At 28.4% G+C, this 12,752-nt stretch carries 12 protein-coding genes; 10 read left to right on the forward strand and 2 right to left on the reverse strand.

Translation table 11 applies throughout. The features are described from left to right. Positions 1 to 57: 57 nt before the first annotated feature. From yabG to BEE63_RS14090, 6 genes are all read left to right on the forward strand, one after another. Positions 58 to 978, forward strand: a complete 921-nt coding sequence (gene yabG, locus BEE63_RS14065; RefSeq protein ID WP_066021991.1) for a sporulation peptidase YabG — start codon at positions 58 to 60, stop codon at positions 976 to 978. A gap of 369 nt (positions 979 to 1,347) precedes the next feature. Continuing rightward, on the forward strand, positions 1,348 to 1,584 hold the full coding sequence (locus tag BEE63_RS14070) for a Veg family protein (RefSeq protein WP_066021992.1): 237 nt from the start codon (positions 1,348 to 1,350) through the stop codon (positions 1,582 to 1,584). A gap of 687 nt (positions 1,585 to 2,271) precedes the next feature. Beyond that, positions 2,272 to 3,834, forward strand: coding sequence for a DUF3794 and LysM peptidoglycan-binding domain-containing protein (locus tag BEE63_RS14075; RefSeq protein ID WP_066021993.1), 1,563 nt, complete (start codon positions 2,272 to 2,274; stop codon positions 3,832 to 3,834). Positions 3,835 to 4,142: 308 nt separating this feature from the next. After that, positions 4,143 to 4,985, forward strand: a complete 843-nt coding sequence (ispE, locus tag BEE63_RS14080; RefSeq protein ID WP_066021994.1) for a 4-(cytidine 5'-diphospho)-2-C-methyl-D-erythritol kinase — start codon at positions 4,143 to 4,145, stop codon at positions 4,983 to 4,985. A gap of 4 nt (positions 4,986 to 4,989) precedes the next feature. Continuing rightward, positions 4,990 to 5,799 carry a hypothetical protein gene (locus tag BEE63_RS14085; RefSeq protein ID WP_066021995.1) on the forward strand — a complete coding sequence of 270 codons (810 nt, stop codon included), beginning with the start codon at positions 4,990 to 4,992 and terminating at the stop codon, positions 5,797 to 5,799. Next, entirely contained in the window at positions 5,747 to 6,790 is a 1,044-nt protein-coding gene (locus tag BEE63_RS14090; RefSeq protein WP_081312554.1) for an SPL family radical SAM protein, read from the forward strand. Before BEE63_RS14085 ends, BEE63_RS14090 begins: the two co-directional genes overlap by 53 nt. Here BEE63_RS14090 and BEE63_RS14095 read toward each other — a convergent pair. Then, positions 6,787 to 7,200 carry a LysM peptidoglycan-binding domain-containing protein gene (locus BEE63_RS14095; protein WP_066021996.1) on the reverse strand — a complete coding sequence of 138 codons (414 nt, stop codon included), beginning with the start codon at positions 7,198 to 7,200 and terminating at the stop codon, positions 6,787 to 6,789. The genes BEE63_RS14090 and BEE63_RS14095 overlap by 4 nt on opposite strands. A 367-nt stretch (positions 7,201 to 7,567) precedes the next feature. On the opposite strand from BEE63_RS14095, the gene spoIIR reads away from it, so the two are divergent. Then, complete coding sequence (spoIIR, locus tag BEE63_RS14100; RefSeq protein ID WP_066021997.1) at positions 7,568 to 8,227, forward strand: stage II sporulation protein R; 660 nt, start codon at positions 7,568 to 7,570, stop codon at positions 8,225 to 8,227. Between the two features lie 18 nt (positions 8,228 to 8,245). On the opposite strand, the gene BEE63_RS14105 is transcribed toward spoIIR, so the two are convergent. Next, a complete protein-coding gene (locus BEE63_RS14105) occupies positions 8,246 to 9,397 on the reverse strand; it encodes an MGDG synthase family glycosyltransferase (RefSeq protein ID WP_066021998.1) in 1,152 nt (383 codons plus the stop codon). A 350-nt stretch (positions 9,398 to 9,747) separates the two neighbouring features. Between BEE63_RS14105 and ypeB the strand changes: the two genes are divergently transcribed. The 3 genes from ypeB (at position 9,748) to BEE63_RS14120 (ending at position 12,700) form a co-directional block, all read left to right on the forward strand. Continuing rightward, entirely contained in the window at positions 9,748 to 11,115 is a 1,368-nt protein-coding gene (gene ypeB / locus BEE63_RS14110; protein WP_066021999.1) for a germination protein YpeB, read from the forward strand. Positions 11,116 to 11,238: 123 nt separating this feature from the next. After that, the gene (locus BEE63_RS14115) at positions 11,239 to 12,270 is read left to right on the forward strand and encodes a D-alanine--D-alanine ligase family protein (RefSeq protein WP_066022000.1); all 1,032 of its coding nucleotides are present in this window, start codon (positions 11,239 to 11,241) and stop codon (positions 12,268 to 12,270) included. Between the two features lie 16 nt (positions 12,271 to 12,286). Next, positions 12,287 to 12,700, forward strand: a complete 414-nt coding sequence (locus BEE63_RS14120; RefSeq protein ID WP_066022001.1) for a DUF1934 domain-containing protein — start codon at positions 12,287 to 12,289, stop codon at positions 12,698 to 12,700. Positions 12,701 to 12,752 lie beyond the last annotated feature (52 nt).

A 12,752-nucleotide genomic window follows, 5' to 3' on the forward strand; every position in this document is an offset into this window, starting at 1 on the left:
ACAAGGTAAGTCTCACTTTCATAGTATATTATGTGTAATTACTGTGGGGTGAGATTTTTGGTTATCGGTGATTTTGTTGTAAGAAAATCTTATGGCGGAGATATAACTTTTAAAATAATAGATATAGTATCAAGTAAAAAAGGTACTTACTGTATTCTTAAAGGTGTTAATTTAAGAATAGTAGCTGATTCCCCTGAGGGTGACTTAAAACTTGTACAATCAAATAATGAGGGCAAAGTTGAAAGTGTTTTTAATGAATTTATAAATAATTCTATTAGAAATATAATTTTGCGCAGGAATAGTGGACCTGCAGCAATGGTGAACACTATAGAAAGAAAGAAAATATATAAGAAAAAAAAAATGAGAATACAAAATTCAAGTAAGCATGATAGTAGTGTAGAATTGACTTTTGCAAGACCTGGTAGAGTACTCCATGTTGACGGTGATTCGGAATATCTTGAAGTTTGTCTTAAGGTATATAAGCAGCTTTCAATAGATACTGTAGGTAAGGTTATACCAGAAAAAGAACAACCAGATAAAATAGTTGATATTGTAAAAGAAGTAAAACCGGATATAGTTGTAATAACAGGGCATGATGGTATGGTTAAAAATGCTACAGATTACATGGATATAAAAAATTATAGAAATTCTGCGTATTTTATGAAAGCTGTTTCTAACCTAAGAGATTACGAACCAAGCTATGATGATTTAGTTATATTTGCTGGTGCATGTCAGTCTTGCTATGAAGGAATTTTAGATTGTGGTGCTAACTATGCAAGTTCCCCAGGGAGAGTACTTATTCATTGTTTAGATCCAGTTTTTGTATGTGAAAAAGTAGCATATACAAGTGTAAGTGATATAGTTAATATTAAAGATGTGGTTAAAGGAACTGTAACAGGTGTTAAAGGTATAGGTGGATTACAAACAAGAGGAAAATGCAGAGAAGGCTATCCTAAATCATCGTATAGAATCATATAGGGGCTTGGGCTTAAGCCCATTAGTCTCTTAGCTATATACAGGTATTTTTTATATTGGTTAATTAGAATATTTGAAAGTAAGAATAGGCTGAGCTAAAAACTTGACCTATTTTATTATATAAATTGCAGTCCAAACACTTATAAGTTTTTACTTAAAACTTATAAATTGAAGATATTAAGGCTAATAGTATGTAAAATGGATTAATACATAAGAAAATACAAGCTATGGGGTATAGGATTACTTAAGATATAAATGTTAATAAAAAATTAACCTTGACAATACATATATTTTACTGGTAAAATAATAGTTTTGCTTGACAAAACCGCAAAATTATTATATAATAATTAGTGTTGAAAGAGGGTGTTATTTGTGATAGGGCAGAATGGTTTGGCCTCGATTAAAGCTAATATAGAGAATCATGTTGGCGAGAAAGTTACACTTAAATCAAATGGCGGAAGAAAAAAGATTGTTGTTAATAATGGAGTCATAGAAAAGACTTATCCGAGTATTTTTGTTGTTAGATTAGATAGCGACACCCAAAGGACTGTGACATATAGTTATTCAGATGTGTTAACTAAATCAGTACAGATTGTTTTTGGTGCATGATTTAAAATAAAGGGAGTGCTGGATTAACGGTTTTTCAATTGTTATAGTACTTCTTTTTTGGCTGAACATTAAGTTAATATTATTTGGTAATTTATTTAAAATTAGCATGCAAACTAAGGGAAAAACTTTATTCTTTAGTTTGTTTTTTTTTTTTTTTGGATTTATAAAATCAGGGTTTTAATTTTTGATTTGTTAGAAATTAATTGAGAGTTTTTTTATAAATAAAGCTCTGTTGAATTTTCTGAGTGTAGTTTATTTAAACAATTCTGTAAAAAATATAATTATTGCAATTAATAATAGTTAGCAATAAAAAAGAAAGATGGCTTTAAGTCCATCTTTCAACTATGGTATAAAAGGGTATTGAGAATTTATGAGAGGTTATATGGTCAATAACCATTTTCTATGTTACTATATATTTTTAAAATTGTCAAGCCTATTTTTTGTAATTATATAGATAATATATATATTTTACTGCGAAAGAAGTAGAAAAAAGTCGATAAAAGTCGATAAGTATAAAAGTTATATTTATGTAAATATAACACATTAGTTTGAAAGAATAATATTTTAATTTATGTTGATAAAAATAATTAAAAAGTATCATATTTTTTATAATTCTTATATAAATTATAATATGCAAATAAATTGTGTATTGATGTTTATTAAAATATATTTATAGGAGGATGCACTATGGCAGCTGAATTGGTAATGGAAAATATAGATTATGAAAAAACAATTGGACAAAATGTTGTTGATACTGTTATTAAAGAGGAATATGTTATACCTGATACTAGGCCGGATGTTAAACAAATACTTATGGTAGATGCAAAGCCTAAAATTTTAAATACGGAAATAATGCAGGATAAAATATATGTGGAAGGCCAAATGGAATTTAGTGTAATATACTCGGGTATTGAAGATTCAAAAAATGATGTGTATGGAGTAAATTATACATCTAAATTTTCTAACTATATAGATATATCTAATTGTGAACGGGATATGGTTTGCAATGTAAACCCATATGTAGAGCATATGGACTGTAATATTGTAAATGAAAGAAAAATATGTGTTGAAGGGATAATTGAAATTAAAGCTAAAGTTAATGAACCATCTAAAGCTGATATGGTGAAGGATGTAGTTGGAATTGGTGAAGTACAGTTTTTAAGAAATAAAATTAAAATAGACAACATAGTTGGAAGAAAATCGATAGATCTAATTGCAAAATCAAATATACAGATACCTGAGGATAAAGAAGAAATAGGGGATATATTAAAGTGTGATGTTAATACTCATAAAAGGAATGTTAAAATTTTAGATGGAAAAATAGAGGCAAGTGCTTTTGCACATGTAGGTATATTATATAAAAGTAAAGAATCAGGAGAAATTAATTACCTTGAAGATGATGTGCCAATAAGTGGAGAAGAGGATATTGAAGGGGCAGATCCTACTATGGATAATGATTCTTCTTTCAATGTTGATGCCTATGAATTTGTTGTCAAGGAAAATGATTTAGGGGAAAAGAGGATAATAGCTACAGATGCAATTGTAAAATGTGATGTTAAAGTTATTAATAGGACAGAAGTAAATTCAATAGATGATGTATATTCACCTGAAGTTGTTTTAAATGTTGAAAAAAAAGATTACATGGTAAATATGCTTAAGGAGCATGCGCTTTCTGAATGCATAGTTAAAGAAAATATAGAAATCCCTTCTGATTATCCGGCACCAACGGCTATAGTTGCAAGTTTTGGTGATGTAATTATTACCGAGAAGAAGATGTTTGAAAATAAAGTTTCAACAGATGGTATATTAAATGTTACAGTGCTTTGCAAAACTGCAGACAAGGATAGAATGGTGTATGCTTTAAACGAAGAGATACCTTTTAATTCTTCTTCAGAAGTAGATGGCTGTAAAATAGATATGTCTTGTAATGTTAGAGGAAATATTGAAAATATAGAAGGCAAATTAGAGGCTAATACTATAGCAATTAAGGCCCTTGTATCTCTTGATATACAGGTTAATTATGATGAGCAAAAGAGCTTTATAGTAAATGTGGAACCATCAGAAGATGGCATTCCAGAAAAGAGAGCTAGTATTACTATATATTGTGTTCAAACTGGAGATTCATTGTGGAAAATAGCAAAGCAATATGCTACTACAGTAGAAAATATAGTAAAAGCTAATAATGTTGAAGATGAAAAAGCAATAATGCCGGGGCAGAAACTTATAATACCTGGAAGAATTGTTTTATAAAGAAGAGGACGCTAATAAAGTTTATAAAAAGTCATGTTTTAAATACGTATAAAAAGATTATTTATTTAAAACATATTCTATTATTAAAATAATGACCATATTGAGAATGTTTTTGAAGTTTTTCATATGGTCATTATTTTTTTGCAAGACTTTTTGTGCAAAGAAAATATCATATAATCTAGAATGTTTTGGGTGTGATATAATAGGAATTATATAATAGTGGTGTAAAAATAAAAGAGTACAGCCTTAAAAATGAATGGAGGATAGATTTAGTGAGAGTTTGCAATTGCTCTTTCACTATATAAAATATGGAGATTAAAGCTTATGCTAAAATAAATATTTCATTAGATGTTGTAGGTAAAAGGGAAGATGGGTATCATTTACTTAAAATGATAATGCAAAGTATTGACTTATACGATGTAATTGATATAAAAGCTGTAGATAAAGGTATACGTATAGCTTCAGACAGTAAAAAGATACCTAATGACAGTAGAAATATAGCTTATAGGGCAGCAAAACTTTTTTTAGATACATATAAAATTAAGAGTGGAGTCAGTATACATATAAAAAAGAATATACCTGTAGCTGCTGGGCTTGCAGGTGGAAGTACTGATGGAGCGGCAGTATTAAAACTTCTTAGAAAGCTTTTTAAACCGGAGCTTACAGATAATGAACTTATAAATTTGGGGGTAAAAATAGGTGCTGATATACCTTTTTGTATAGTAGGTGGTACAGCATTATGTGAGGGTATAGGAGAAAAAATAACTGTACTCAAAAAGTTAGGTAATAAAATACTTGTACTTGTAAAACCTGAATTTGGAGTTTCTACGAAGGAAGTTTATATGAAATATGATGGGTGCAAAAATGTAAAACATCCTGATAGTACGGCATTAATAAGAGCTGTGAACGATGGAAATTTTAATTTTGTGGTTAACAATATGGTTAATGTTTTGGAGAATGTTACTTCAAGTGAATATGAAGATATAAATAAGATAAAATGTAAGGCAATGGAGTATAAAGCTTTGGGGAGTATGATGAGCGGAAGTGGGCCAACTGTTTTTTCGTTCTTTAAGGACAATACTCTAGCACAGGAATATTTTAATGAAATGAAAAAGAAATATAAACAAGTTTTTATAGTGAGGACGGTATAGAAATATGATTTGTTTTTTATGCAGTTTTTATGCTGAAGCTGAAGAGATAATTTCTTACTATAATTTAAAAAAGAAATTTTCACCTTCAAGCTTTCAAATTTTTTCAAAGGATGATATTAAATTAATAGTCAGCGGTGTTGGAAAGATAAATGCAGCATGCGCAGTTGGTTATATTGCAGATTCTATGGGAAAATGTCAAAATAATATTTTTATAAATGTAGGTATATGTGGAAGTAAAAATAGAAATATAGGGGAAGCGGTTTTAGTAAATAAGATATCTGACGAGGATACTTTAAGAGAGTCTTATCCTGATATTATACTGAAACATAATTTTGAAGAAGGAAGTCTTGAAACATTTTCTTCTCCTGTATGGGATGATAGCGTTATTGATATATGTGATATGGAAGGAAGTGCTTTTTTTGAAAGTGCTTCTAGATTTTTAGAAAAGCATCAAATAGCACTGATAAAAATAGTTTCAGATAATCTTGATGAGATTGATATGAATTCAGAATATGTAAAGAATTTAATAAAAAATAATATTGATAAAATAAATTCGTATGTAGAGGAATATAAAAAAGTTTTTTGTGGACAAAAATTTTTAAGTGATTTATGTGAAAAAAACATGGAAAAGATTATCAATAATTTGAGATGTACAGAAAGTCAAGATATACAGCTTAAAAGAGCTGTTACAGCATATAAAATTAGAAATAATAAAGAGTTTGATTTCAGTGGCTTTTTAAATACAGAGGTGAAAGTAAAAAGTGAAGGAAAAAAACATTTCTCAAAACTCATGGATACCATGTGGGAAAGATGATAAATTAGGTTTGTTACAGAAAAAATTTTCACATATATATGTTGAAAATGAGATTAGGGATTTATATTTTACCAAAAGAATACTTGATAAGTTTTCTGAAAGTAAGATTATTTATATAAATAATTATAAAGATATATTTGATAGGGCAAAGCAAAATTTTAATGTTCAAAAAAATTCTCAAAAACTTATACTTGCGAAGGCTTATGATAATTTTATATATGAAGGATCTGAAATGTGTGAGGATTTTGGACAAAGAAATTTTTATTATTCATCGAGTATCCTAAATTGCATATACGATTGTAAATATTGTTATTTAAAAGGATTATATCCATCGAGTAATATTGTTATATTTGTAAATGTAGAAGATTTTATAAGTGCGGCTATATCTAAAAGTGAAGGAAAAAATATATATGTCTGTATATCTTATGATTCGGATATTTTGGCTTTTGAAAACCTAACAGGTTTTGCTGGTAAATGGATAGAAGCTGCGAGAGAAAATAAAAACATATTGATAGAAATAAGGACTAAGAGTACTAATTTTAAAAGTATTAAACATCTTGATATACCATCTAATGTTATATTTGCTTGGTCGTTATTACCTGATGAAGTAATTCAGAAGTATGAACTAAAAGTACCAAGTTTGAATAGCAGATTAAGTAGTATAAATGAAGCGATTTTAAAGGGAGCTCAGGTTAGAATATCGATTGAGCCCATAATGAATATAAATAATTTTGAGGAAATATATAAACAATTTGTAGATAAAATCTTTAGTGTTATAGATCCAAATAGAATAAGAGATATAAACATCGATACTTTTAGAGTAAAAAGAGAGCATTTAAAGCGAATGAGAAAACTGAATCCTTATGAAACAATTTTTGGATATAAATTTTTAAAGGTAAATGATTATTATGTTTATGAAAATTCAAATAAAATGAAGCAGTATGTTTCTGAACTTGTTAAAAAATATGTAAATGATGATAAAATATTTTAGTACTTTGAAGGTACAAGTATTTTTTCACCTATGTATATAAAACTGTTTATATTGTTTATTTTTCTAATTAGCCTTGCTGTTCTCCAGGGATTGCAACCTGGCATACAAAGAGTAGCTATAGTTAATAAAGAATCACCTTCTCTTACTATGTATGTTATTAATTCTGATTTTTTTAATAATATGCATTCATAAATTATTGGCAGCAATATCAGGATAATTGAAATTGCTATTGTTAGCATAAATAAAAATATATATGTTAAGTAATGATGATATTTGCTTTTGAAGCAATCACAAATAATACCACTCTCAAGTAAAAATATTGAAAAAAGCGCCGTGTTAATAGTATGTATTTCTTCAGGCGTTTTTTTGTTGTACAGTTTTTTTATTAAAGTTAAACTGAATTTATTCATTGTATTACCACCTGATTTTAAATTGTTTCCAAAATACTATTACTTTTCTTAGAATAAAGGCAAGGTAAGTTTTTCTACGCTTCTCTACGAAAAATACATTAACCTATTTAAAAATCAAATAATATAGATGTCAAAGTAAATCTGTATAGTTTACACCTAAAATTCCTTCGTTACGGAGGAATTTTTTTTATGTTACGAATTAATGTTAGTTTGCATTATTTATTATTGACATAAATAAAATTTGTATGAGTAAAAAAATGGTAATAACGTTGAATATAAAAATTAAAATTGGAAATAAATTTAAATAGATATTAAAGTAAATCAGCTGTTTACTAATTGAATTTATATAACTGAACGGAGTGATATTATGAAGAAAAAATTTTTAATGGTAATTGTACTTATAATTTTTTATGTAGTTTTTATGGGAGCAAATTATGTTTTAGCATACACAAATTCAAATGAGGATGTTATTCAAAAAAATATAGCTAAAAAGGTTATAAGGTTTCATGTTCTTGCAAATAGTGATTCTGATAGTGATCAAAGTTTAAAATTAAAAGTAAGAGATGCAGTTATAAATTATATGAGACCTAAGCTTGAAAATTGCAAAAATATAAATGAATCCAGAAAAATTTTAATGGACAATAATTATAATATAAAAAAGTTAGCTAATGGCGTTGTGAAACAAAATGGATATAGTTACAATGTCAATACTGAACTTTCAGAAGTTAATTTTCCAGTAAAAAGTTATGGAAATATAGTTTTACCAGAGGGGAAATATGAAGCGTATAGAGTACTTATAGGACAAGCTAAAGGGCATAATTGGTGGTGTGTGATGTTTCCGCCTTTATGTTTTACGGATATAACGAGGGGAGAAATTGAAGAGAAGAAGACTGATTCAGAAATGCGAAAGGTGCTGACACCTGAAGAATATAAGGTAGTTTACAATTCAAATAAAAATTCAAAAATTCAAGTGAAATTTAAAATTGTAGAGGAAATAAAAAAGTTAGTTAAAAAATTAGATGATTGAAATTGAAAACAATGCAGGTTAGCTTTGGTAGTCTGCATTGTTTTTCTGTGATTTTGAATTATTAATTATTGATACTAATAAATCACATATATCTTTTCCACTTGAAGGTTTTGAAAATTTTCTACAGTTATTTTTCATATTTTCAAGTAAAACTGGGTTAGAAATTAAATTTTCTATGGATTCGAGATAATTCTTACTGCTTGTTAAGCTTATTGCAAGATTATGCTTTAATAAGAAATCTTCATTTTTTTCCTCTTGACCAGGTATAGGTGAAAACAGTACTAGCGGTATTTGGCAAATTAGGGCTTCAGTAATTGTAAGCCCACCTGGTTTAGTAAGAAGTAGATCGGATGCTTGCATATATTTATTGACATCTTTAGTATACCCTAGTATTCTTGTTTCCACATTTGAGGTTTCTTGCATTTCAAGTAATTTTGAGTATAATTTTTTGTTATTTCCTGTTATTATTATAATTTGAATATTTGCAGTGGATTTTGAAATTTCCTCATAAATATTTTCTATTTTTCCTATTCCAAGACTTCCACCCATTATTAATATTGTTTTCTTATTTAAAGATAAATCAAGTTGACTTAAAGTTTTTCTTTTATCAAACTTCTTCATAAAATCCGGATCAACTGGTATTCCAAAATCATAAATAGAATCTCTATTAACACCTCTATTAACCATCTCATCAACCATATCAGAATTTGATACTATGTATGAATCAACTTGAGGTCTTATCCAAAAGCTGTGGGGTGAATAATCTGTAAGTATACAAGTCATAGGTACTTTTAAAGATTCTTTTGTTTTTAATATAGAAATCATCTCTATTGGAAAGGGATGTGTGCATACAATTATATCTGGATTGAATTCTTCAATTAATGGTATAAGTTTATATGCTACAAGTTCATTTAGTTTGTTGCTTAAAGTAGCAAGATTATCGTCTTTTTCAGTAAAATTATAAAGTTTGCCGAATAATGAAGGAGAAATCTTTAAAGTTTTCAAATATCCACCTATAATTACCTTATCCAGAAAAGGATTTAGATATTTAATAGTATCCAGCACTTTAACTTCGGAATTTTCTTCATACTTTGTTATGTATTTTTTTAGTGCGAAAGCAGCATGAATATGTCCACCGCCGGCTGAAACCGAAAGAATTAAAAATTTCATTATTATTTCACCTTTCAATAAAGGGTTACCGTACTAGAGCTTAAGTTATTCATTTTTCAAAATGCTAATCTTCATGGCATTATGATATATGTATAACTTAAAAGGAGGCAATCCTGTAATTAGTCTTAAAATAAATGCTAAATATATAAAAATATAATTTTTGTTATATAAAATCTACAAGTGATTATTGCAGAAATAATTAACGCACCTTTAATTATATATAATATAGCATGAATTATAAATACTTTTTAACATTATTTATTGAAAATTAGTATTTATTAAGTATATTATTTTCGAAAAAAAGAAAACTATAGCTATAATATATTAAAAATAATAGGAGTGGATTAATAATGAAAAGCAGTACTAAAAGAATTATATATACATTAGTAGTATCGCTTATAGTGGTCTTTTCCACTACTTTTGCCATATTAATGACTTTGGAAAGAACAGATTACAGAAACTATCTTCAAGGAGAATATGATAAAAGTATGTATCAACTTATAGATGCGGTAGAGAATATAGGATCAAATCTTTCAAAGGTTCCGGTACTTGGCTCACGTGAACAAAATATTTTAGCCTTGGGACAGATATACAGATATTCTACGGTAGCTAATGATAAGCTTCATTCTTTACCAGTAGCACAACAGCAACTTGAAGGTACAAGTAAGTTTGTAACACAGGTTGGAGATTTTTGTTATGTCCTTGGAAATAAGGTAACTAAAGGAGAACAGTTAAGTGATTCTGATATAGGTCAGATTGAAAAGCTCAAAAATGAATCCTTGAGTTTGGAAAATCAACTAAAAGCCGTTCAGAGTGATATATCACAAGGAAAGGTTAAGTGGGGTGAAATAAGGAAAAAAGTTAGTGGAGTTTTAGCTTCTAACAAAGGTGATAATGCATCAGATAAATTTGTAGATATTCAAAAACAGGCAGTACAATATCCAGCACTTATATATGACGGACCTTTTTCGGATAATAATCTTGAAATTACACCTAAAGTTAACTCTATGAAGGAAGTAAGTGTACAGCAAGCTGAAGATGAAGTAAAAAAAGCAATTGGCGCAGATAGAATAAGCAGCATAGAGAGAGCTAGTGATGGAAGAATTGACATTCCTGTATATGAATTTAATGTTTCTTTGAAAGGAAGAACTGATAAAGGAAGTAAAATTAATTGCCAGGTTACAAAACATGGTGGTAGAGTACTGTCTTTGCTTGATAATAAAAAAGTAACTAAAAGCAGTGTTAATATGAAAATGGCTTTAGATATTGGTAAAAGTTATTTAAGTAGTTTGGGATATAAGGATATGATGCCAACATATTTTTTGGATTATGATAATATAGGTACGATAAGTTATATATCTACAAAAAATAATGTATCAATTTATCCTGACATGATAAAGCTTAAAATAGCATTAAATGATGGAAATATAGTTGGAGTTGAAGCAGACAAATATCTTAAGGCACATGATGATAATAGAGTTATAGGTACACCTAAAATAAGTCAAGATACAGCAAAGCAAAGAGTTGGAAAGAGGCTTAATATCTCAAGTGTAAAACTTGCTGTAGTTCCAACGGAAACTAATAAAGAGGTTTTGACTTATGAATTTGTTGGAAGATACAATGGCGATGAATTTGTTGAGTATATAGATGCTAATACTGGATATGAGGTTAAAGTGCTTCAAATAAGAAATACTCCAAATGGAAAATTAACAATGTAGAATGGTACCGCAGAATAGTTTTAAAAATTGTTCTGCGGTAGTTTTTTATTCTGATTTTATATATTATAATAGTTATAGGTTTTTGTGTTACGATTTTATAATGAATTTTGAAGGAGAGATATTATGAAAAAGAAAGTGGCTGTATTATTTGGAGGACAATCAACAGAACATGAAGTATCAAGAGTGTCAGCAGCATCTGTTTTAAAGAATATAGATACATCAAAGTATGAAGTATTTCCTATAGGAATAACTAAAAAAGGTGAATGGTTTGAATATACTGGAAGCACAGATAAAATAGAAAATGGAGAATGGGAGAAAGATGAATTTTATAAGAGTCCTAAGGGACAGGAAGTTTTATTTAATAGAGAGGTAGATGTTGTATTTCCTGTAATGCATGGATTATACGGCGAAGATGGAACTATACAGGGACTTTGTAAACTTGTGGGCATACCGTGTGTTGGACCTTCAGTATTATCATCTTCAGTTTGTATGGACAAAGTATATACAAAATATATTCTTGAACATTTTAATATAAAACAGGCTGATTATGTTATTGTAAATTCATATGAATATAAAAAGTGTAAAGAAGACATAATAAATGAAATAGAGAGCAAACTTGGTTATGCAGTTTTTATAAAGCCATCTAATAGCGGTTCGTCAGTTGGAATAACTAAAGCTCATAATAGAAAAGAACTTGAAAATGGTTTGGATGAAGCTATGAAATATGATAGAAAGATTTTAGTTGAAGAGGCTATTAATGCTAGAGAAATTGAAGTCGCAGTTCTTGGAAATGATGAACCTAAAGCTGCTGTTCCAGGAGAAATACTTCCTGCAAAGGAATTTTATGATTATGAAGCTAAATATCAAGATGAAGAATCAAAACTTTTAATACCTGCAAAATTAAGTGATAAAGATACTCAAAAAATAAAAAATATTGGGATTAAAGTGTATAAAGCTCTTGATTGTGCTGGAATGGCAAGGGTGGATTTCTTAGTAGATAAGGATACTACTGAAATGTATTTAAATGAAGTAAATACTATACCAGGATTTACAAGTATAAGTATGTACCCTAAATTATGGGAAAAATCAGGAAAAGAATACAGCAAACTTATAGATGATTTAATAGAGTTTGCTATAGATAGAAACAATCTTTAAATAGGAGAAGTTTAAAATGGGCAAAAGGGCGATTATAAGTATTTCAAGTGAAGAAATTGGAGAGGATAAACCTATATCAGTGGTTACTCCGGGAAATTTTTATGAAAGAAACAACTGTTATTATGCAGTTTATAAGGAAACGGAAATATCAGGTATGGAAGGGACAACTACTACATTAAAAATTAAAAGTGATAAGCTTTCTATTATAAGAATGGGAACAACTTCAACTAAAATGGAGTTTGAAAAAGATAAGAAACATTATTCAATGTATAATACGCCTTATGGAACTATGGAGCTTGAAATAAACACCAAGGAAATGAAGATAGATGTTGGTGAGGAAGGCGGAACCGTAAAAATTAAATATGATCTTAAATTAATAAATCAATTATCCCAAAGAACTAAAGTAAATATAGATATAAGGGTTTGCTAAAATATTATCCCCTTTTCGCAAAAATATGTTTAATTACAAGCTTTATGTAAAT

The sequence above is a fragment of the Clostridium pasteurianum genome, from assembly GCF_001705235.1.
Classification (GTDB): Bacteria; Bacillota; Clostridia; order Clostridiales; family Clostridiaceae; genus Clostridium_S; species Clostridium_S pasteurianum_A.

Coding starts and splice junctions, on each gene's coding strand:
- BEE63_RS14105 (WP_066021998.1), bottom strand. CDS start 9,397: ATGAAATTTTTAATTCTTTCGGTTTCAGCCGGCGGTGGACATATTCAT.
- BEE63_RS14075 (WP_066021993.1), top strand. CDS start 2,272: ATGGCAGCTGAATTGGTAATGGAAAATATAGATTATGAAAAAACAATT.
- BEE63_RS14120 (WP_066022001.1), top strand. CDS start 12,287: ATGGGCAAAAGGGCGATTATAAGTATTTCAAGTGAAGAAATTGGAGAG.
- ypeB (WP_066021999.1), top strand. CDS start 9,748: ATGAAAAGCAGTACTAAAAGAATTATATATACATTAGTAGTATCGCTT.
- BEE63_RS14085 (WP_066021995.1), top strand. CDS start 4,990: ATGATTTGTTTTTTATGCAGTTTTTATGCTGAAGCTGAAGAGATAATT.
- spoIIR (WP_066021997.1), top strand. CDS start 7,568: ATGAAGAAAAAATTTTTAATGGTAATTGTACTTATAATTTTTTATGTA.
- BEE63_RS14115 (WP_066022000.1), top strand. CDS start 11,239: ATGAAAAAGAAAGTGGCTGTATTATTTGGAGGACAATCAACAGAACAT.
- BEE63_RS14095 (WP_066021996.1), bottom strand. CDS start 7,200: ATGAATAAATTCAGTTTAACTTTAATAAAAAAACTGTACAACAAAAAA.
- ispE (WP_066021994.1), top strand. CDS start 4,143: ATGGAGATTAAAGCTTATGCTAAAATAAATATTTCATTAGATGTTGTA.